Source organism: Kineococcus halophytocola (assembly GCF_041276425.1).
Taxonomy (GTDB): domain Bacteria; phylum Actinomycetota; class Actinomycetes; order Actinomycetales; family Kineococcaceae; genus Kineococcus; species Kineococcus halophytocola.
In genome coordinates, this window is record NZ_JBGFTU010000011.1 from 1 (window position 1) to 18,980 (window position 18,980).

22 protein-coding genes and 1 tRNA gene are annotated in these 18,980 nt (G+C 73.2%); 9 read left to right on the forward strand and 14 right to left on the reverse strand.

The annotated features are described in order from the left end of the window. Positions 1–143 precede the first annotated feature (143 nt). Positions 144–1,226, forward strand: a complete 1,083-nt coding sequence (locus AB2L27_RS10820) for a sodium:solute symporter family transporter (RefSeq protein ID WP_370441481.1) — start codon at positions 144–146, stop codon at positions 1,224–1,226. Between the two features lie 74 nt (positions 1,227–1,300). Here the strand turns inward: AB2L27_RS10820 and AB2L27_RS10825 are convergent, their stop codons facing one another. Beyond that, on the reverse strand, positions 1,301–3,613 hold the full coding sequence (locus tag AB2L27_RS10825) for a peptidase M6 (RefSeq protein WP_370441482.1): 2,313 nt from the start codon (positions 3,611–3,613) through the stop codon (positions 1,301–1,303). 109 nt (positions 3,614–3,722) lie between these two features. On the opposite strand from AB2L27_RS10825, the gene AB2L27_RS10830 reads away from it, so the two are divergent. Next, positions 3,723–4,214: a low molecular weight protein-tyrosine-phosphatase gene (locus tag AB2L27_RS10830; RefSeq protein WP_370441627.1), complete on the forward strand. Its 492-nt coding sequence runs from the start codon at positions 3,723–3,725 to the stop codon at positions 4,212–4,214. A 10-nt stretch (positions 4,215–4,224) separates the two neighbouring features. On the opposite strand, the gene AB2L27_RS10835 is transcribed toward AB2L27_RS10830, so the two are convergent. The 3 genes from AB2L27_RS10835 to AB2L27_RS10845 form a co-directional block, all read right to left on the reverse strand. Further along, on the reverse strand, positions 4,225–5,211 hold the full coding sequence (locus AB2L27_RS10835; protein ID WP_370441483.1) for a GNAT family N-acetyltransferase: 987 nt from the start codon (positions 5,209–5,211) through the stop codon (positions 4,225–4,227). 34 nt (positions 5,212–5,245) lie between these two features. Then, positions 5,246–5,731: a methylated-DNA--[protein]-cysteine S-methyltransferase gene (locus tag AB2L27_RS10840; RefSeq protein WP_370441484.1), complete on the reverse strand. Its 486-nt coding sequence runs from the start codon at positions 5,729–5,731 to the stop codon at positions 5,246–5,248. A 78-nt stretch (positions 5,732–5,809) separates the two neighbouring features. Further along, positions 5,810–6,247, reverse strand: a complete 438-nt coding sequence (locus tag AB2L27_RS10845) for a YdeI/OmpD-associated family protein (protein WP_370441485.1) — start codon at positions 6,245–6,247, stop codon at positions 5,810–5,812. Positions 6,248–6,359: 112 nt separating this feature from the next. Here AB2L27_RS10845 and AB2L27_RS10850 point away from each other — a divergent pair, with 112 nt between their 5' ends. Beyond that, entirely contained in the window at positions 6,360–7,265 is a 906-nt protein-coding gene (locus AB2L27_RS10850) for a hypothetical protein (protein WP_370441486.1), read from the forward strand. On the opposite strand, the gene AB2L27_RS10855 is transcribed toward AB2L27_RS10850, so the two are convergent. Together AB2L27_RS10855 and AB2L27_RS10860 are read right to left on the reverse strand one after the other, a co-directional pair. After that, complete coding sequence (locus AB2L27_RS10855) at positions 7,249–8,721, reverse strand: malate:quinone oxidoreductase (RefSeq protein WP_370441487.1); 1,473 nt, start codon at positions 8,719–8,721, stop codon at positions 7,249–7,251. The two genes, AB2L27_RS10850 and AB2L27_RS10855, sit on opposite strands and share 17 nt — an antisense overlap. Before the next feature lie 115 nt (positions 8,722–8,836). Continuing rightward, positions 8,837–9,931, reverse strand: coding sequence for a PrsW family intramembrane metalloprotease (locus AB2L27_RS10860; protein WP_370441488.1), 1,095 nt, complete (start codon positions 9,929–9,931; stop codon positions 8,837–8,839). A gap of 90 nt (positions 9,932–10,021) precedes the next feature. Between AB2L27_RS10860 and orn the strand changes: the two genes are divergently transcribed. Both orn and AB2L27_RS10870 read left to right on the forward strand, forming a co-directional pair. Next, positions 10,022–10,651: an oligoribonuclease gene (gene orn, locus AB2L27_RS10865; RefSeq protein ID WP_370441489.1), complete on the forward strand. Its 630-nt coding sequence runs from the start codon at positions 10,022–10,024 to the stop codon at positions 10,649–10,651. Positions 10,652–10,768: 117 nt separating this feature from the next. Beyond that, positions 10,769–10,844: transfer RNA gene (locus tag AB2L27_RS10870), tRNA-His, on the forward strand. Between the two features lie 272 nt (positions 10,845–11,116). Here the strand turns inward: AB2L27_RS10870 and AB2L27_RS10875 are convergent. Beyond that, positions 11,117–11,713 carry a hypothetical protein gene (locus AB2L27_RS10875; RefSeq protein WP_370441635.1) on the reverse strand — a complete coding sequence of 199 codons (597 nt, stop codon included), beginning with the start codon at positions 11,711–11,713 and terminating at the stop codon, positions 11,117–11,119. On the opposite strand from AB2L27_RS10875, the gene lepB reads away from it, so the two are divergent. After that, on the forward strand, positions 11,664–12,278 hold the full coding sequence (gene lepB / locus AB2L27_RS10880) for a signal peptidase I (protein ID WP_370441628.1): 615 nt from the start codon (positions 11,664–11,666) through the stop codon (positions 12,276–12,278). The genes AB2L27_RS10875 and lepB overlap by 50 nt on opposite strands. A gap of 473 nt (positions 12,279–12,751) precedes the next feature. Continuing rightward, positions 12,752–13,237 (forward strand): hypothetical protein, encoded by a 486-nt coding sequence (locus AB2L27_RS10885; protein WP_370441490.1) that lies wholly within the window; start codon positions 12,752–12,754, stop codon positions 13,235–13,237. A 132-nt stretch (positions 13,238–13,369) separates the two neighbouring features. On the opposite strand, the gene AB2L27_RS10890 is transcribed toward AB2L27_RS10885, so the two are convergent. Further along, positions 13,370–13,948, reverse strand: a complete 579-nt coding sequence (locus AB2L27_RS10890) for a VanZ family protein (RefSeq protein WP_370441491.1) — start codon at positions 13,946–13,948, stop codon at positions 13,370–13,372. A gap of 194 nt (positions 13,949–14,142) precedes the next feature. Here AB2L27_RS10890 and AB2L27_RS10895 point away from each other — a divergent pair, with 194 nt between their 5' ends. Together AB2L27_RS10895 and AB2L27_RS10900 are read left to right on the forward strand one after the other, a co-directional pair. Continuing rightward, positions 14,143–14,355, forward strand: coding sequence for a hypothetical protein (locus AB2L27_RS10895; RefSeq protein ID WP_370441492.1), 213 nt, complete (start codon positions 14,143–14,145; stop codon positions 14,353–14,355). A 376-nt stretch (positions 14,356–14,731) separates the two neighbouring features. After that, entirely contained in the window at positions 14,732–15,133 is a 402-nt protein-coding gene (locus tag AB2L27_RS10900) for an NUDIX hydrolase (protein WP_370441493.1), read from the forward strand. 206 nt (positions 15,134–15,339) lie between these two features. Here AB2L27_RS10900 and AB2L27_RS10905 read toward each other — a convergent pair whose 3' ends face one another. The 6 genes from AB2L27_RS10905 to AB2L27_RS10930 form a co-directional block, all read right to left on the reverse strand. Continuing rightward, the gene (locus tag AB2L27_RS10905; protein WP_370441494.1) at positions 15,340–15,909 is read right to left on the reverse strand and encodes a hypothetical protein; all 570 of its coding nucleotides are present in this window, start codon (positions 15,907–15,909) and stop codon (positions 15,340–15,342) included. 157 nt (positions 15,910–16,066) lie between these two features. Next, a complete protein-coding gene (locus tag AB2L27_RS10910; RefSeq protein WP_370441495.1) occupies positions 16,067–16,420 on the reverse strand; it encodes a hypothetical protein in 354 nt (117 codons plus the stop codon). A 325-nt stretch (positions 16,421–16,745) separates the two neighbouring features. Then, complete coding sequence (locus AB2L27_RS10915; RefSeq protein WP_370441496.1) at positions 16,746–17,138, reverse strand: type II toxin-antitoxin system VapC family toxin; 393 nt, start codon at positions 17,136–17,138, stop codon at positions 16,746–16,748. Then, positions 17,125–17,355, reverse strand: a complete 231-nt coding sequence (locus AB2L27_RS10920) for a FitA-like ribbon-helix-helix domain-containing protein (protein ID WP_370441497.1) — start codon at positions 17,353–17,355, stop codon at positions 17,125–17,127. The genes AB2L27_RS10915 and AB2L27_RS10920 overlap by 14 nt, the downstream gene beginning before the upstream one ends. Positions 17,356–17,504: 149 nt before the next feature. After that, positions 17,505–18,185, reverse strand: coding sequence for a DUF6226 family protein (locus AB2L27_RS10925; RefSeq protein ID WP_370441498.1), 681 nt, complete (start codon positions 18,183–18,185; stop codon positions 17,505–17,507). Between the two features lie 94 nt (positions 18,186–18,279). Continuing rightward, complete coding sequence (locus AB2L27_RS10930) at positions 18,280–18,609, reverse strand: type II toxin-antitoxin system death-on-curing family toxin (protein ID WP_370441499.1); 330 nt, start codon at positions 18,607–18,609, stop codon at positions 18,280–18,282. Positions 18,610–18,980: the final 371 nt, after the last annotated feature.

Sequence of the window (18,980 nt, forward strand, 5' to 3'; positions counted from 1 at the left end):
GGGTGGCGTTCGGGTTCCATTCGGCGGCGCCGTTGGTGGGGTTGGCGATGCTGGCGCTGGGTGGGTTCTGTCCGCCACTACCGGGTCGCGGGGGCCGCTGAAGGCTCACACATCAGTCAGGAGAGCCGTTTTTCGTCATCGTCGTGACGATGGTCCCGATCACCCTCGTCGGCCTGCACCGGGTCGGCGGCTGGAACGGCCTGGTGGACCAGCTCACCGCCAACGGTGACGCGAACATGCTGCAGGCCTTCCCCGGTCAGGACCTCACGGGCATCGGCTCCTCCATCGGCTCGACGTTCGGGGTCGTGCTGGGGCTGGGGTTCGTCACGAGCTTCGGGTACTGGACGACGAACTTCACCGAGGTGCAGCGCGCGTTCTCGGCCCGCAACGCCTCGGCCGCCCAGCGCACCCCGCTCATCGCCGCGATCCCCAAGGTCCTCATCGCCCTGGTCATCATCATCCCCGGCATGATCGCCGCGGTGCTCATCCCCGGCGTGGAGAACCTCAAGCGCGGCCTGCCGAGCGATGCGACCTACAACGACGCGGTGCCGCTGCTGCTGCGCGACCTGCTGCCCAGCGGGTTCCTCGGCGTCGCGCTCGCCGGTCTGCTCGCCGCGTTCATGGCCGGGATGGCGGCCAACGTCAGCTCGTTCAACACGGTCTTCACCTACGACCTGTGGCAGGACTGGCTGCGCCCGGGCCGCGACGACGTCCACTACCTCAAGGTGGGCCGGTTCGTCACCGTGATCGGGACGGCGCTGGCGATCGGGACGGCGTTCATCGCCGCCGGGTTCACGAACATCATGGACTACATCCAGACGTTGTTCTCCTTCTTCAACGTCCCGCTGTTCGCGGTGTTCGCCTTCGGGCTGTTCTGGAGGAAGCTCACCGGCAACGGCGGTTTCTGGGGGCTGCTGTCGGGCACGGTGAGCGCGGTGTTCGTCTTCGTCCTCAACCAGGTCGGGGTCCTGTCGCTGTCGGGGCAGGGGTCCAGCTTCCTCGGCGGCGGGGTCGCCACCGTCGTGGCCGTCCTCGTCGGCTGGCTGATCTCCCGGGGCGGGACCCCGCGCCCGGAGGCCGACCTGCGGGGCCTGGTGTGGTCGCTCACCCCGGCCGACGTGCGGGCGGTCCCCCGCGAGGCAGGCTGGTACCGCAACCCCACGGTGCTCTCGGTCCTCGTCCTCACGCTGGCCGTCGCCGGGTACGTGGTGTTCGCGGTCGTCTGACCCACCCCGCCCCGCCCTGCACGCACGAGGGCCCCGGAACCGGTGCGGTTCCGGGGCCCTCGCTGCGCCGGGCGTCAGGCGCCCGAACCACCACCGGGCTGCAGCACCCCGTTGGCGAACAACTGGTACGGCGCGTAGGACGGCGCCGTCTCCGTCGGGTCGTCCGCGGTCACGAGGACGGCGGCGACGTCGGGCCGGAACCCGAGGGTGAACTTGACCGGTGCGACGGTCTTCCAGCCCCACGGGGTCTGGACCGTCGGCAGCTTGACGACCGAGGCGCGCTTGCCGTCGTACCCGACGAGCTGCACGGTCCAGCCGGCCACCGGGACCGGGTGGGCCTGCGTCAGCGACTTCCACGTCGACAGGTCACCGGCGTCGGCCACCGGCTGACCGCCCACGCTCACCGAGGTGACGGTGACACCGGGGTTGGAGACCCCGCCGTCGGTGACGTAGCGCAGGGCGACGTCGACGGTCTGGCCCGCGAACCGGGAGGCGTCGAAGGTCTTCTCCCCCTCGAACGTGCCGTCCAGGCCACCGGTGTTCTCGTCCGCCCCCTCGGTGGGCAGGTTCACCCACGTGCCCGTCGCGGCGTCCCAGACCTGCACGTAGAAGTAGTCGTAGCCCTCCTCGGTGTCCAGGTCCAGGCCCAGCGTCACGGTCGGGTCGGTGGCCGGGATCTCGAACGTCCGGACGACCGCGCGGTCCAGGTTGTCCCCGCTGCCGGAGACGAGGTCGCCGTCCTGCGCGGTCCACTCCACGGGCGAGACGGGGTAGTTCTTCGCGCCCGTGAAGTCGACGAACCCGTCGCTCAGCCAGCCGTCGAGGGTGCGCAGCCGGACGTAGTCGGCGCCGTTGACCGGGGCCCCGGGCGAGTCGTACGCCTGCGGGGTGTCCCAGTTGATCGTCGCCGACAGCGAGTCGGTGGTGAGCCGGCCGGCGTCGCCGCGCTTGACCCGGGCCCCGCCGTCGATCGCGGCGTCGACCGCGTTCATCGCCAGGAAGTCGTGGACGACGTCGGTGGCCCGCACCCGGTTCCCGGTCCGGTCCAGCACCTTCTGCAGACCCACGAGCCCGTTGTCGGGCTCGTTGTGCAGCAGCTTCATGAACTCCTCGCCGCCGAAGTGGTCGTAGAGGTAGAACATGAACGCGTAGGTCGCGCCGTAGTCGGCCAGGGTCTCCGGGTCGCCCTGGTCGCCCCACTGGGTGAGGGACTGCTCGGGGCCGCCGAAGCTCTGCTGCGGGTTCCAGCCGTAGAACGTCGCCAGGTGGTTGTCGGCCGCGGGGTCGTCGAGCGGGATCGTCGGGTCGACGTAGCCGACGAGGGTCTGCGCCCAGTCCGACAGGCCCTCGTTGACCCAGTTCACCTCGTCGGGGTCGGCGTAGTAGTGCAGGAGGTGCTGGTACTCGTGGGCGAAGGTGCCCTCGTAGGTGCGGGGGCTGGGCTCACCCAGTCCGGGCCGGCCCAGGTACTCCGCGCACGCCAGGTAGCCGGGGTCGGCGGAGTCGTCCGGCGGGTTGGTCCCGGTGCGGTGCAGCCAGTCGAACCCGTCGATGGTCATGACGTTGCGGTCGAGCAGCTCGTTGAACGTGGAGAAGAAGAACCCGGCGATGTACGTGCGGCCGTTGACGTTCGTTGGGTCGTAGTAGTTCTGGTCGCGCACGTTGTCGATGAGGGCCACGGTGCGGTCGCCCTTCCCGGCCCAGTGGTCCGCCGGGTACCCGGCGTCGGGGAACAGCTGGTCCACGACACCGTTCGTGCCGTCGCGGTCCGGGGCCACGGAGAAGGCCTCGGACTCCTTCGGCAGCACGTTCTCGTCGAACTCGTCGGCGAAGCTCTGCGCCTGCTCGTCGGTGACGCGGGTGAGCGCGCCCCCGTCGAGGGTGTTGCGGCAGTCCCCGTCGGGGAAGCTCAGGTCGTCGGCGACCCAGACCTCCAGGTGGTCCCCGAGCCCGCGCAGCGTGTAGCCGCGGACGTCGATGCCGCCGGCGACCTCCTCCCCGTCGGGGGTGACGCCGCCGTCGACGAGGGACAGCCAGTCCTTCCGGTCCCCCACCTGCAGGTCGGCACCGGAGCTCTGCGGGGCGGCGAGCGTGCTGCGGCCCCGCGCGTCCTGCGCGGCGCGCAGCTTCTGCGCGGCCGCGGCCGTGAACGGCAGCGCCGCCCCGCCCTTGTAGTCGCCGTCGAGGAGGCGGACGTCGGTCGGGACGTTCTGCCGGGCCTGCGGGCCTGCGGGCCGGTGGGCGCGGCCGAGGCGGCGGTGGCCGGGACGGCGAGCGCCGTCGCCGAGAGCGCGGCGAGGGCGAGCAGCCCCCCGCGCCGTGGGTTGGTCCCCATGCGTGAGCCTCCGTGGTGGTTGCGTTGCTGAGCGTGAGCTTCCACCACGCACAGCCGACCCACAAGAGTCACCGGGCAACGAGGTCGGCAGACTGTCTGAGGTGAGCACCGATCCCGGCACCACCGACCAGGCGAACGCCCCGTCCGAACCGCTGCGCGTCATGACCGTCTGCACGGGCAACATCTGCCGCTCCCCCATCGCCGAGGTCGTCCTGCGCGACCGCTTCCGCGCGGCGGGCCTGGAGGACCGCGTCGTCGTGGACTCCTCGGGGATCTCCGAGGAGGAGGACGGCAACCCCGTCGACCGGCGGGCGGCGAGCGTGCTGCGCGAGCACGGCTACGAGGTGCCGCGCCACCGCGCGCACCAGGTGACGCGCGAGGAGATCGCGCACCGGGACCTGCTGCTGGCCATGACGTCCCGGCACGCGCGGTGGCTGCGGACGCAGGCCCCGGACGAGGCGTCGGCGGGGCGGGTGCGGATGTACCGCTCGTTCGACCCGGCCGCCCCCGGCCTGGACTCCGTGGCCGACGAGGCCGACCTGGACATCGACGACCCCTGGTACGGCGGGCGGGAGGACTTCGAGCGCACCCTCGCGCAGGTGGAGGCCGCGGCCGACGCGATCGTCGAGCACGTCCGGCGCCTGCTCGGGTAGGGGTCCGGGCTCACAGGCCCTTCGCGTGCAGCACGTCGCCGTGCACCCGCACGTACCCGGCGCGCTCGTACAGGCCGACCGCGCCCGAGGGGTTCTCGCCGTCGACGTCGAGGCTGACGGCGGCCATCCCCACCTCGTGCGCGCGCCGGGCGACGGCCGCGAGCAGCACCTGGGCCAGCCCGCGCCCGCGGTCCTCCCGCCGCACGCCGAGGGTGCCGAGGTCGGCCTGGGCAAAGCCGAGGGTGGGCCAGTCGGACTCGTGGGCGTAGACGTTCGCGTAGGCGAGGAGCACCCCGTCCGCGTCGAGCACGCCCCAGCTCCACGCGGGCCGGAACTCGGGGTTGCCGACGACGAACCGCTGCCAGTCGGTCTCGGTGAGGGGCTGGGACCCCCAGTGGTCGGCGAACACGGCGTTGTGCAGCTCGCGCAGCCCGGCCGTGCCGTGCTCGTCGAACCGCACCAGCCGCAGCCCCGGCGGGACCTGCGGTTCCGGCGGCACCTGGTCGGTGGGCAGCGTGCGCCGCATGGTGCTGAAGTACCGCAGGGGGCTCAGCCCGGCGCGGGCGCACAGCCGGGCGACGTCGTCGCGGTGCTCGCCGGCCCACACCTGCAGGTCGGCGGTGACGTCACGGCCGAGGTCCCGGCGGCGGCGCGCCACGCGCTCGCGCGCCGCGCGCTCCCCCCACGCCAGCAGGGCCCGGCCGACCCCGCGCCCGCGCCGGTCGGGGTCCACGACCCCGTCGCACGGCAGGCGCAGGTGGGCCAGGTCCCCCAGCCGCAGTTCCACGACGGCGACCGCGCGCAGGACCCCGTCGGCGTCGACCCCGGCCAGGCTCTGGGTGGCGGCGTCGAACCCGTCGGCGGTCAGGGTGCGCCGCAGCCACTCCGGGGAGTCCCGGACGTGCGGGCGGTCGACCGCGGCGGCCCGGTCGAGCAGGTCGGCCCAGGCGGGGACGTCGTCGGTCGTGAGCGGTCGGCAGGTGAGTCCGGGCAGCACCGGCCCACCCTGGCAGACCCGCGTCCGGGCGGGGTCAGAACAGCCGCTCGTCGGCGGGCTGCTCCAGGTCCAGGAGGAACCGCTTGCGCCACAACCCGCCCGCGTAGCCGACGAGGTCCCCGTCGCCGCCCACGACGCGGTGGCAGGGCACGACGATCGACAGGGGGTTGCGGCCGTTGGCGACGCCGACGGCCTGGGCGTGCCCGATCCCGCCGAGGGTGCGGGCGATCTGCCCGTACGTCGTCGTGCGGCCGTGGGGGACGCGGGTCAGGGCGTCCCACACGCGGCGGGCGAACGCGTCCCCGGGCGGGTCCAGCGGCAGGTCGAAGGTCGTGCGGGTGCCCGCGAAGTACTCCCCCAGCTGCCCGCGGACGTCAGCGAAGGCGTCGTCGTCGCGCTCGTCCCCGGGGCCGACGCGGTGCCCGCCGCGGTGGTCGGCGAACCAGACGCCGGCCAGGCCCCGGTCCGTCCGCGCGACCGTGAGGTCCCCCAGCGGTGAGGGCAGCACACCCCAGCGCACGCCCGCTCCTCCCCCCGTCCGTGTCCGCCCCGGGAGGTCCCCGGGGCACGCCCCCAGGGTCCCACCGCGGGTCCCCGGTCAGCCGGTCAGCCCCGCGACGACCTTCTCGACACGGCGGGCCCGCGTCGCCTCGGCCTTGGCCCCCTCGACCGAGGTGACGTGGGCCTTGCGCTGCGACGGGGACAGCGCGTCGAAGGCCGCCCGGACGCCGGAGGCGTCGAGGGCGCGGGCGAGGTCGTCGGGGACCTCGACGGTGCGCGGGGCGGTGTCCAGCTCGAGGCGGACCTCCAGGACGTCCCCGGCCGCGACGCCGGCGGCGGCCCGCTCCCGGGCGCTGACGGGGACGAGCGCGCGACCGCCCATGACACCCACGGTCGTGCGGTACGCGTGCCCGCGCAGCGTCACCACGACCGCGGGGCGACGCCCCCCGCCGAGCTCCTCGAGGACCTCCGGTGGCACCTCGAGCCCGGTCGCGGTCCTGCCGTGCAGACCCAACGTGGTGGTGAAGACCGGCACATCAACCTCCCGTGACGTCACAGTCACCCCGTGTTGCACGTGGTGTCGTCCACGGTGCATCGTGACGCAGTTCGTCCCCGCCGGTGGGGACTTCCGGGGAAGGTCTCGCTCGATGGGTGGCGTCGCGTACGTCGTCATGGCCCACACCGGCCCGGCCGAGGTCGCGGCCCGGGTGCGGCGCCTGCGGGAGCTGGCCCCGCACTCGCACGTCCTGGTCCGCTCCGCCGGTGCCCTGCTGTCTGACGCGGACGCCGCCGCGCTGGGCGTCGCGGTGCTGCGCAGCGACATCGCCGTGCGCTGGGGCGACTGGTCGCTCACCGCCGCGGCCGTGCAGGCCCTCACCACCGCCCAGCGGCGGTGGGACCCCGACCACGTCGTCCTGGTCTCCGGCCAGGACCACCCCGTCACCGACCTCACCGCCTGGGAGGCCGGTCTCGTCGGCGTCGACGCCGTCCTGCGCCGCGACCCCCGCGACCACTCCGCGCGCTGGCGGGGGTGCTGGCACGCGCTGCCCGCCCAGGACGGGCTCGGGCCCGTGTGGTCGGGGCTGGCGGGTCTCTCGCGCCGCCTGCGACTGCCCGCCGGGGTGAGCCGGGCCGGGGAACGCACGTGGGTGGCCCACCACCCGCGCCGGGGCGGGTCGCCCGTGCCCTACGTCAAGGGCTCGTTCTGGTGCGTGCTGTCCCGCGCCGCGGTGAGCGCCGTGGTCGAGGCCGCCGCCGACCCCGCGGTCGGCGGCTGGTTCGCCACGACCCTGCTGCCCGACGAGGCCTTCGTGCACTCCGTGCTGGCCGCCCGCCCGGACCTGCGGACGGTGGCGGGGGCGACCTCGTTCACGGTCTTCCCGACCGCCGCCGACGCCCACCCGCGGGTCCTGGGGGTGGCCGACGTCGACGCGGCGCTGGCCGACGGGGCACCGTTCGCCCGCAAGGTCGCCGGCGTCGAGAGCGAGTTCACCCGGCGCGTCGACGCCGCCGTCGACGCGCTCGTCGGGTCCCGGCTCAGGCCGCCAGCTTGAGGACGTCGGCCGTGCGGGCCAGCGTCCGGGTCAGCAGCTCGTGGTCGTCGGACAGCTTGGTGCCGTAGGAGGGGACCATCGTCCGCAGCCGGTCGCGCCAGCGGTCCTGGTGGGCCGGGAAGCACTGCGCCAGCAGGCGCAGCATGACGGCGACCGCCGTGGAGGCCCCCGGGGAGGCGCCCAGCAGGGCCGCGACCGACCCGTCGGCGGCGTGGACGAGTTCGGTGCCGAACTGCAGGACCCCGCCGCGCGGGCCCTTCTTGATGACCTGCACGCGCTGGCCGGCGGTCAGCAGTTCCCAGTCCTGCGCGCGGGCGTCGGGGTAGAAGACCCGCAGGGCGTCCAGGCGCTGGTCCATCGACTGCACGATCTGCTTGCCCAGGTAGGTCATGAGCGAGACGTTGTCGCGCGCCACCGCCAGCATGGGCAGCAGGTTGTGCGGCCGGACCGACAGCGGCAGGTCCAGGAACGAGCCCTGCTTGAGGAACTTCGGGGAGAACCCGGCGTAGGGGCCGAACATGAGGGCCTTCTCGCCGTGGGAGTACCGGGTGTCCAGGTGCGGCACGGACATCGGCGGCGCGCCGACCTCGGCCTGGCCGTAGACCTTGGCGCCGTGCCGGGCGATCACCTCGGGGTTCGTGCACCGCAGCCACTGGCCGCTGACGGGGAACCCGCCGAACCCCTGCCCCTCGGGGATCCCGCTGCGCTGCAGCAGGTGCAGCGCGCCCCCGCCGGAGCCGACGAAGACGAACGGGGTGGCGACGGCGAACCCGCCCTCGGAGCTGTCCCCCACGACCGTCCAGCCCGAACCGCGACGGCGCACGTCCTTGACCGCGTGCCCGGTGAGGAGTTCGACCCCGCCCTTGGCGGCCCCGGCGAACAGCTGCTTGGTCAGGGCGCCGAAGTCGACGTCGGTGCCGTTGAGCGAGCGGGTGGCGGCGACCCGCTCGGAGCGGTCCCGGCCGGCTTCGAGCAGGGGCGCCCACTCGGCGATGCCGGCGTGGTCGTCGGCCCACTCCATCTCGGCGAACAGCGGGTGCCGGGACAGGGCCTCGAACCGGGCCCGCAGGAAGTCCACGTCCCCACCGCGCACGAAGCTCATGTGGGGCACGGCGTTGATGAAGTCCCCGGGCGCGGACAGCACGCCCTCCTCCACCAGGTGCGACCAGAACTGGCGGCTGGCCTGGAACTGCTCGTTGATCGTGACGGCCTTGGCGATGTCGACCGTGCCGTCGGCCGTGGCCGGGGTGTAGTTCAGCTCGCACAGGGCCGAGTGGCCCGTGCCGGCGTTGTTCCACATGTCCGAGCTCTCGGCCCCGACGGTGTCGAGCTTCTCCAGGACCAGGACCGACCAGTCCGGCTCCAGCTGGGCCAGCATCGTCGCGAGGGTGGCGCTCATGACCCCGCCCCCGATGAGAACTGCGTCGTAGCGGTTCGCTGCGGGCACCGGGCTCACCCTCGTTCGTCGTCGACCTGCGGACCACCAGAGGTTACGGCCTGGGCCGGGTGGGCCGCCGCCCGGACGGGGCACCCGTGCCCCACCTCACACGTGAGGTGCGTCTCAGCGCCGGTCAGGGCAGCAGGGCGAGGACCTCGCGCCGCTGCCGGACGAGCCGGTCCAGCAGTTCCAGCTCCTCCTCCGGGGAGGACTCCAGCGTCCCGCGGCGCAACCGGTCGCGGCGGAAGGCCAGCGCGGTGGCGGTCTCCTGGAACTCCCGCACCGCCCGCGCCGCCGCCCGGCCCCCGCGGGCGGCGGCCAGCGAGCGGGCCCGGCGCCGCTCCCCGGCCGAGGCGAGCACCCGCACCTCCGACTCCTGCAGCCAGCCCGTGCGCGCGTACACCTGCAGGTGCCGGCCGACGAGCCGGGTCTCGCGCACCCGGGCGGCCAGGGCCACGGCGACGGCGGCCGCCAGGACCGGCACCTGCAGCAGCAGGAACAGCTCCACGAAGGAGGCCACCCCCGAGCTCGCCGAGGCGTTCCACAGGGCGTGCAGGACGACGGCGACGACGAACCCCAGCAGCGGCGCGCCCACCCGGCGCAGCGGCGAGCGGCGCCGCGCGGCGATCCCCAGCCCCACCCCGACGGCCATCGTGAACAGCGGGTGCGCGAACGGGGACACCAGGCAGCGCAGCACGAACACCGCGACCAGGGAGGCGGGGTGCTCGTCGCCCAGCGCGCGCCCCAGGTACAGGACGTTCTCCAGGTAGGCGAAGCCGACGCCGACGAAGACGGCGTAGACGATGCCGTCCACGACGCCGTCGAACTGGTGGCGCCGGCGCAGCAGCAGGAGCAGGACGCCCACCCCCTTGAGGGCCTCCTCCACCAGCGGGGCCACCAGGACGGACGTGTTCGTCACGTCGCCCACGGCGCGGTCCAGCAGGCGCGAGGCCCCGGTGTTCAGGACGAGCGCCCCCAGGCTGGCGACGCAGGCCCCCCAGCCGAAGGCGAAGGCCAGCAGGTGCGGCGGCTCGGCCTCGTGCCGGTCCAGCCACAGCACGGTCGCCAGCACCGGCCCGACCGGGACCGCGGCCAGCGCCAGCCCCGGCAGCAGCCCCTGCCAGCCCACCTCGGCCGTCACCGCGGTCAGGCTCAGCACGCCGCAGACGAGCAGGACGAGGACCGTCAGGGGGGCCAGCGCGCGGACGCGGACTCGCGGCGCCGGCATGGCCCGAGGGTACGGGCTGGTGCGCGCCCCGCCCGCCCACCGCGCGCCCACGACCGGCCCGGCCGGGGTGCGCCCCACTACGCTGCCCCGGTGAGCACCGACAAGGTCACCGACCGGATCGTCTGGATCGACTGCGAGATGACGGGCCTGAGCCTGACCGACGACGCCCTCGTGGAGGTCGCGGTGCTGGTGACCGACGCCGACCTCAACGTGCTCGGCGACGGTGTCGACGTCGTCGTCAAACCCCCGGCCGAGACCCTGGAGCACATGGACCCGGTGGTCGTGGACATGCACACCACCTCGGGGCTGCTCACCGAGATCCCCTCGGGCACGACGCTGGCCGAGGCCGAGCGGCTCGTCCTGGAGTACGTGCGCCGGTGGGTCCCCGAACCGCGCAAGGCCCCGCTGGCGGGCAGCTCGGTCCACACCGACCGCGCGTTCCTGGCCCGGGACATGCCCGAGCTCACCGAGCACCTGCACTACCGGCTCATCGACGTCTCCTCGCTGAAGGAGCTGGCGCGCCGCTGGTTCCCCCGCGTGTACTTCCACACCCCCCGCAAGCACGGCGGGCACCGGGCGCTGGCGGACATCCGCGAGAGCATCCAGGAGCTGAAGTACTACCGCGAGGTCCTCTTCGTGCCCGACCCCGGCCCGGACTCGGACACGGCCAAGGCGGCCGGGGCGAAGTTCGAGCTCAAGCCCGACGCGTCCGGGGCCTGACGGGGACGTTGCGCCGGGCGGGTCACCCCACCCGTTCCGCGTGCGGGGGCAGCCCCGCGCGCGTGTATCCTCGTCCCGTCACGTGCGCCGGTGGAGCACCGGTCAGGACGTGTCGTGGTGGGTGTAGCTCAGCTGGTAGAGCACCTGGTTGTGGTCCAGGAAGTCGCGGGTTCAAGTCCCGTCACTCACCCCAGGCGAGACGCAGGGCGGCCCCGGTTCCCGGGGCCGCCCTTCGTCGTCCCACCCGGCCTCTCCCCCGGGCGTCCGGGAACGCGGTGGCGTGATCGTCACCGCGGCAGGTCCACAAGGCCCTGACGCCCTGCACCGCTCTCCGTCGCGGTGCGGACGCCGTCGTGGCCGGCGGGACGACGGTGAGAGCGCCCTGAAGGCCGCCGTCACGGTGACCACCTCCTGCGTTCCTGGGTCTCGGTTCTTGGTTCTTGGTTCTTGGTTCAGGCGACGATGTCAGACGTGAGGGCGCTGGGGTTCGGCCTGCTCGTGGCGGCGTGCGTGCTGTGCGCGGTGATCGGTGCTCGTGAGGTGGGTCGAGCGGGTGATCGGCGTCTGCCGCTCCTCGGAGCTCGAGGTCCACTGCGTGGTGCTGACCTCCTGGTCGTCGTCGCAGGGCTCGTCTGCGCTCCCGCGGCAGTCGGCGTGCTGTGGCAGACGAGCGTGCCCCACGGGGTCGTGCTGCTCCTCTTCCTGGTCGGCCTGGCGGGACCCTTCGTGGTCACCACCGACCTCCACGACCGCCGAGCCGAACGGCGCGAGCGGTAGCCAGCGATCCGTCCGGAACTCGACGTGACCGTGACGTCGAGGCGGCCCCTCGCGCCCGTCGAGCCAGACCGTCGCCGGGTCGGCCATGATCGAGGGTGTGACGAGCCCCGGTCCAGGCGATGAGACCGCCAGCACCCCTGCGCCGGCAGCGTCGAAGCGCGCACCGGCCGGTGGGCTCGTGGCCGCGGTCCGCGAGGTCGTGCTGGTTGTGGCCGTGGCCTTGGTGGTCTCCTTGGTGGTCAAGACCTTCCTGGCGCAGGCCTTCTTCATCCCGTCGGAGTCCATGGAAGACACCCTCGTCAAGGGCGACCGGGTCATCGTCAGCAAGCTCACCCCCGGCCCCTTCGCCCTGCACCGCGGCGACGTGGTCGTCTTCTCCGATCCCGGGCACTGGCTGGACGAGACCACCCCCGTCCGGCGCGGGCCGGTCGGCACGGTCGTCGCCGGGGCGTTGACCTTCGTGGGGTTGCTGCCCGAGCACTCCGAGGAGCACCTGATCAAGCGGGTCGTCGGGCTGCCCGGGGACCACGTCGTGTGCACCGACGCCCAGGGCCGGGTGAGCGTCAACGGGGTCGGGATCGACGAGGGTGCCTACCTCAAGCCCGGCGCGGCGCCGTGCGGGGAGGCGTTCGACGTCACCGTCCCGGCGGACCGGTTGTGGGTGATGGGCGACAACCGCGACCACTCCGGGGATTCGCGCTACCACCCCGACGCGCCCTACGGCGGGTTCGTCCCGATCGAGCTGGTCACCGGTCGGGCTCTGGCGGTGGTGTGGCCGCTGGGGCGGACGGCGTGGTTGGGCACTCCCTCGGACTTCGACTCCGTCAGCGGCCCTTCCGGGGTCTCGTGAGGTTCCCTGCACCACGATCCCCACGGGCACGACGTCCTGGCCAACGGCACGACCACGACGTCCGCGTGCAGCGCGGGATGACCGTGCCCTCCACGCGCACCACGACGGGAGCGTCGATGCCCTCCCTGGTCAGCGAGGTCGCCGCGCTCCGGCGGAAGCACCATCGGGAGGGTCGAGGTACGTGAGTTCCCGGGCCACCTTGGTCTGCTTCACCGGCTTCCTGGTCACCGGTCGGCGAGCGCTGGTGAGCCAGGCGGCCAGGTCGTGGACACCTCGACGAGCCCAGCGCACCGCCACCACCTCCGTCAGCTAGTCACACACGATCCTCTCCGTGTCAGCCCGGCACCAGGGGGATCACCCGTTCTTCGTCAAGACCACCTGGTCGTCGGTGTCCTGGCTCGCGCCACGAGCGCGACGCCGCTCTCGAGGACTCCTCCCACCGCAGGTCTGGCCGGTGCGGCAGCCTGGGCGGCATGAGCGGCTTCTCGGTCGAAGCGTCGGTGCGGATGCGTGGCGCCGGTCCCGGCCTGCCTCTGCCACGAGTGGGGCTCATCGCCGCTCCGGACCGGTCGCTGCAGCACGACCGGGACGAGCACGACGATCTGCAGGAGTGGCCCTTCCCGGTCAGCGTGGACTTCGCCAGCCCCTCCGGCGTGGAGCGCTACGCCGTGGTCCAGACCGTCTCGCAGCGTGTGATCTCAGCAGGGGCGGCGTTGGTGCTCGACAGCGCCTCAGGAGAGCAGCCGTGGCAGCCGCGGCCGAAAGCCTTGGGCTGGGACCCGGAGGACTGGGGATCGCGTCTGCCCTTCAACGGGTGGTGGGTGTGGGCGGACTTCACCGGCGACTTCACGGGGCCGGCGACGTTCACCGCCACCGCACCGGTGCAGTGGGGCCCTGGCCTGCGGCGAGCAGAGGTGGTGTTGACCTTGACGGTGGCGGGACGTCGAGCCTGGCACTGAGGTGCTCGCCTGCTCGACCGCGGGGTGGCTGACCGCCCTGACGGCGGGATGACCGGGATCTGCTGCGTGATGAGGTGTCACCGATCAGTGCAGCAGACCCCGACGCCCAGCGCTCCCGCCCGTCCACGGGTCTCAGCGGGCCGGGGAGCCGTCCTGCCAGCGGAAGCGGTCCACCACCGCGCGGACGGCCGGCACCCGATCGAGGAGGGCCAGCAGCCCGGCGCCGAGCAGACCGCCCACGACGTTGGACAACAGGTCGTTGACGTCGGCGACGTGACCTCCGCCCAGGGTCGTGGCGGTGACGAACTGGGTGACCTCGATGGTCGCGCTGATGGCCGCGGCCACGGCCAGCACGCGCGTCCACGAGGGGCGGGTCACCACCAGGGCCACGAGCACCCCCAGCGGGACGAAGACGGCGACGTTCATCGCGAAGTCGGCCGGTTCGTACCCCACCACGGGGACGACGTTCAGGAAGGCCGACCACGGCCTCGTGCCGGTGGGCTTGTCCAGGAAGACCGGGAAGACGGTGTTGGCGATGGTGCCGGCGAGGTAGACGCACAGAGCGGCGGCCACGGCAGCCCGCGGCAGCGACAGGCGGCCACGCCGTCGCAACGACCAGAGCAGACCCAGGAAGGCCACTGCGGCGACCGGGACCACGACGGGCAGGACGGGTACTTGGCGGAACAACGTCTCGGCTCCCGGTGTGAGCACGGCCGTGCTCGTGCTGGCGGTGGGTCTGCGGGCGGGGTGATCATCGCAGGGGTCGGCCGAGGAGCGGTCGACCGTCGTCGTGGTCCCGCTGCCGGTGGCCCCGCGCTCCCGGCCGCGGCCGGCACCCGTGGACCGGCGACGAGGTTCGGCCGGGTCGGTGGGCCCGGCGGTCTCGTGGCTGGCAGGCTGGGTGGATGACGACCGAGTCCGTCCTGGTGCTGGTCGCGGTGGCGCTGGTGGTCATCGCACTCAGCGCGTTCGCGGTGCGGCGTGCGCGCCGGCGCAGGGCCCGCGGCCGCGAGGACGCCCTGCGCGCCGGGCAGGAGCAGGAGACCGACGGCGAGGACGCGGCGTTGCGGTCGATGGGGCGCAACGCGTGGATGCGCGGGGGCGGTGGTGGGGTCTGAGCCTCCCCCGGGTCCCCGGGCGCGCGCCGGTCGCGGTGGGGAGGTCGACGGCCCTCGTGGTCGGGGGGCTCCCGGTGAGGGCGTCCGTCGCTCCGACCGGGATGAGACCGAGACGCAGACGGTGAGCTCGGAGTCCTGGGCGGGCGAGCCCGGGCCGGGGGTAGCTGCCCAGGTTCTGGCCTCGGTGGGGAACGACCTGTCCATCGCCACCGTGGACTGGTAGGACCTCGCGGGGTCTGCCGGTCCTGACGGGGTCTTCCCCGGTTTCGACTGATCGGCGGGTGCCGCGACTCGTGCTCGCAACACCCGCCGACCACCCCGGACGCGGGATGACCGCGCAATCGGCCATCGGTCCGCGACCTCTACCCTGCCCGTCGTGGTTCTGGAGGTCGTCGCAGCTGCTGTTCTCGTCGATCAACGGTTGCTGACGGTCAGCAAGACCGCCGCCGCCCACGTCTTCTACTTGCCCGGCGGCAAGCCGGACGCCGAGGAGCTGCCGGAGCAGACCCTCGCCCGCGAGCTGTCGGAGGAGCTGTCGACGACTCCTCTCGATGTCCAGCCGTACCTGGTGGTGCGGGCGCCTGCCGCGCTGGAGGGAGTGCCCATGCAGATGACGGTCTTCCGCTGCGGCCTCGCTGCGCCGCCTCGGCTGGCCGCTGAACTGGCCGACTCACGCTGGATCACCGGTACGGGCCTACGAGCCCCCGACGTCTTGGCCCCTGCCGTGCGCGATGTCCTGGTCCCACGACTGGTCCAGGACGGTCTGCTGGCCGTCTGACCCCGCCGGGCACCTCCGGACACGATCGGTCGTCCCGCTCGGCGCCAGGACCGCGACGTCGCCCGGAGGGCGGGATGACCGGGTGGTCGCCGGTGCGCCGCGACGAAACGTGCCGCACCGCGGAAGTGGTGCGTTGCAACCCGTTCACCGCGGAGAAACGGGATGGAACGCACCACTCCAACGGCGCTCCGCCGCTTCGCTCGTCGTCAGAGCCGTGAAGTCGCGCCCAGCCGCGACTGCGCACCATCCGCGGGATGACCGGATAGGCAGCTATGCCGCCGCCTCGTCCGCGCTATCGCGTGGCACCGTCCGCCCGGCGGCGGCTGGGGACGCGGTGTGTAGGTCTGTCCGGCCAAGGGAGCGTGTGCGAACAAGCGCCGCCCGTCCGGTCGCTGCGGGCGAGGTGGTCGGGGTGGATCCGGCTCGTCGGGAACGGCGGGGTCGCTGAGCACGGCCAGGCGCGGGTGCAGCACGACGTGGCGGCGGTGCGGGGCGCGGGTCAGGGCCTGGCTCACGACGCGTTCGAGGTGCATCTGCAGCAGGTTCAAGCCCGCGATCGGGACGGGCGCGCTCGGCCACAGGGCGTCGCGGGTGCTCTCCTCCACGTCGCAGGAGCGCGCGAGCTGGGCAGCGGTGGCGTGCAGGAGCAGGGGTGGGTCCTGGACTGCGCCGTCCCAGCGGTGCAGAACGAAGGCGTCGCCGTCGTAGGTGACTTCGGGGTCGACGTGCTTGCGCAGGCGCCGTTCGAGCTCGTCCAGCAGCTCGTCGTCGGTCATCACGTCAGGCTAGGTGCCATCCGGTCGGCGGTGCCAAGACGGCGGGTACCGGCACGACCGCGACGTCGCTGCCGGCTCAGGACCGCGCACACCGCGGGGTGACCGTGCGCTCTGCGCACCGCGGGATGACCGTGTGACGTCGTGGAGTCGGGCTGCGTCAGGACGGGTCGGGCTGCAGGTGCAGCACGCCGGGGAAGGCCAGGGCGAAGGTGAGCCCTTCCCCGGCACCCAGGCTGGCGGGAGGCGTCTCGTCCTGGGTGATGTGGAGGCCGAGCTCGGGCATCGAGACGTCCACGGCATACGTCCCTGTGTCGAAGGTCCGCGTGACGCGCCCTGCGTCGTTCAAAGTGGCTGTCGCGACCTGGTCGCCGCCGGAGTAGAAGATGACCTCGGCTCCTGCGGCCGGTAGGTCCCGACACTGTTGCTCACGGCACAGGTGCAGCTTGGTCTCGACGGTGATCTCTCCGGTCTCCTGGCCCGAGCAGCCGGGGAGGGTCGCCATCAGCAGCACGGCGACCAGGGGGCAGAGCGTTCGACCGGCAGGAAGAGCCACCTGAGCAAGAGTGACAGGGCGGTAGTGGTGCCGCCACGCTGAGGATGGTCGATTTCGACACGAGCGCGGTCGTGGGGTCATCGACGTCCTGGACAGCGGGATGACCGTGACGTCGAACCAGGGATGAGAACGGCGGTGGGAACGGCCTGGTGGCCATCAGAGCAACGTTCTCACCGTTCCCACCGCCGTTCCGACGTCGGACCGGCCGTGGGACCGGCCTCGCGCCATTCGCCATGTGCGGACGTCGATGGCGCCTTGCTCAGCAGTGACTGCTGCGCCGCGGTCAGCGCAGAACCTCTACCTCACAGGTGATGCCCGGCGCACGGGACAGGCGGGTGTCGGCGGTGACCAGGACGATGCCCAGCATCTCGGCCAGTGCGACGTAGGCGGCGTCGTAGCTGGTGACGGTGTGGCGCAGCTCCCAGCAGCGGCGCAGCAGCGGTCGGTGGCCGGCGCGGCGCAGCGGTAGGTCGAGGAGGTCGTTCAGGGCCAGATCGGCGCGACGTTCGGGGAGGTGACCTCCGTTCGCGGTGCGGCGCAGGACGGAGGTCACCTCGAGGTCGATGACGTCGGGGGCCGTGAGGACCTCTCCACGCAGCCGGTCCCGGGCGCGGTCGCCGTCGGGGCCGTCGTCGGCCAGGGCGGGAGCGAGGACGCTGGCGTCAACGACGATCACGGTCGTCGTGCACCGCCTTCACCGCGTCGCGGAAGGACAGGCTGCCGCCGGCTCGGCCACCGGCTCGTTCGAGGACTTCGTCGAGGGTGGGGGTGCTGGCCTCCTCGACGAGCTTGGCGAGGAGGTACTCCTGCAGGGACTGGTGGGCCAGGGCGGCGCGGCGGCGCAGGACGGAGTGCGTCTCGTCGGGGACGTCCTTGATCTGAACGCTCGGCATGGCGCCGTTGAGGCGCTACTGGCGCCGATGTGCCATCGCATGGTCATCCCTGGTCATCGCCAAGAGCGCGGTGTGCGCGGGATGACCGCGCGGTCGGCTGCGACGCGCGGTGGCTCCCGGGGCTGAGGCGCTCAGGCGGTGGGTGGGCGTCACCACCACCGGGCGCCGTGGACGACGCGGTGCGGTGAGCGGCCTGCCCGGGCGTCCTGGAGGAGCTGGTCGACCTGACCGAGACCGTCGCCGTCGTCGTCGGTCGCGCTGGCCTGCCAGCCGCGACTGGTGCCGAAGGCGGTGAGGCGGGGGGTGCTGACGTGGACGAAGTCGCCGGTGACGACGCCGAGGACGTGCTCGTCGACTTCGGCCAGGAGGTGCTCGGAACCGTCGTCGCAGGCGTCGCAGCCGCAGGCGGGCACGGTGGCCAGGGGGACGGCGGGTTCGCCTGCGCTGATGGTGAGGAGGTTGTCGTCGGGGCCGTCGAAGCCGCGAAAGCTCAGCACCAGGGGGATGGCGCCGCGCTGGTGCGGGCGCAGTCGGTGGGCCCGGATGGGGGTGATCCCCGAGGGGGAGCCGTCGCGCCACGTGTCGTCCGGCCGGGTGAGGTCGACGGGCTCGGGGGTGGCCAGTCCTGCGTCGGCGAGGACTCGCGTCCAGGCGCCGGCCCGGATGGCGAGGACGCGGTACTTGGCGGGGTCCAGGCAGCGGGAGTACTCCTGCGGGTCGGGCTCGTGGTCGGCGTGGGGGTCGGGCCAGGCCGCGATGGACGTGGGGTCCTGCTCGAAGGCGGCCTCGAAGGCGGCATCAGCGGCCGCGCGCAGCGTGTCCTGGTCCACGGCGGGAGCGTAGGACGCACGGTGTCGCGCCGGGTCGTCAGCGGGAGTCGTGACGGCGCCGGGAGCACCCGGGGATCGGCACCGTGCGCGCGCTTCACCCGAGGTGCCGGCTGATCACCTCGGCTGCTTCCGCAGCGTCGAGACCTCCGGCGGCCGCGGTGAGGACCACGTGTTCCGCGTCGTCGACGTCCACGATCAGATCGGTGCCCTCGAGCGGGCAGGAGGTGCGGGCGGCGGACCAGGCCAGGCGCTCGTCGCCGTCGATCAGCGGGTGGTTGCGGGCCGGCGAGTGCACCAGGGCCGCGGCCCGGTCGGCCAGGGTGGGGTAGGCCTCGCGACCGAGGACGGTGGTGCGAGGTCGCGCGGCGGCGGAGGCCAGCAGGCCCTCGGTGGACAGGTGGTCGAGGCGGCGGTCCGCACTCACCGGGCGAGGCGGGCCGGGTGAGCCGCGACGGCCAGGCGGAAGGGACGGGCGCGCCAGGTCCCTCACCCGGGGCGGTGGGCGCGAGATCCTTCGTCAGCTCACCTAGGGTGAATTGATGGCTACCGGTCGCCGTGGAGACAGCGGTTCGGTGTCACCCGCTCGCCGCGGCCCTGGGACCGGCGTGGTGCAGGCCCTGGCCTCCGGTCTGCTCGCGGGCCTGTTCATCTCGTTCTTCCGCGACGCGCTCCCTGAGCCGAGACTGCTGTCCGTCGCCCTCGGAGTCACCTGCGCGCTCGTCCTGCACCCGGTGCTGGGTGCTGCCCTGCGAGCAGCGCACCGACGTCGGCCAGGTGCCGGCGACTGAGGGCCGA

What these genes read in the sequence shown, in the direction of transcription:
- AB2L27_RS10830 (WP_370441627.1), top strand. Translation starts at nt 3,723, where the DNA reads ATGACCGTCTGCACGGGCAACATCTGCCGCTCCCCCATCGCCGAGGTC.
- AB2L27_RS10850 (WP_370441486.1), top strand. Translation starts at nt 6,360, where the DNA reads ATGGGTGGCGTCGCGTACGTCGTCATGGCCCACACCGGCCCGGCCGAG.
- AB2L27_RS10860 (WP_370441488.1), bottom strand. Translation starts at nt 9,931, where the DNA reads ATGCCGGCGCCGCGAGTCCGCGTCCGCGCGCTGGCCCCCCTGACGGTC.
- AB2L27_RS10875 (WP_370441635.1), bottom strand. Translation starts at nt 11,713, where the DNA reads ATGGACTCCGACGGGATGAAGAAGGCCTGCGCCAGGAAGGTCTTGACC.
- AB2L27_RS10885 (WP_370441490.1), top strand. Translation starts at nt 12,752, where the DNA reads ATGAGCGGCTTCTCGGTCGAAGCGTCGGTGCGGATGCGTGGCGCCGGT.
- AB2L27_RS10895 (WP_370441492.1), top strand. Translation starts at nt 14,143, where the DNA reads ATGACGACCGAGTCCGTCCTGGTGCTGGTCGCGGTGGCGCTGGTGGTC.
- AB2L27_RS10905 (WP_370441494.1), bottom strand. Translation starts at nt 15,909, where the DNA reads ATGACCGACGACGAGCTGCTGGACGAGCTCGAACGGCGCCTGCGCAAG.
- AB2L27_RS10920 (WP_370441497.1), bottom strand. Translation starts at nt 17,355, where the DNA reads ATGCCGAGCGTTCAGATCAAGGACGTCCCCGACGAGACGCACTCCGTC.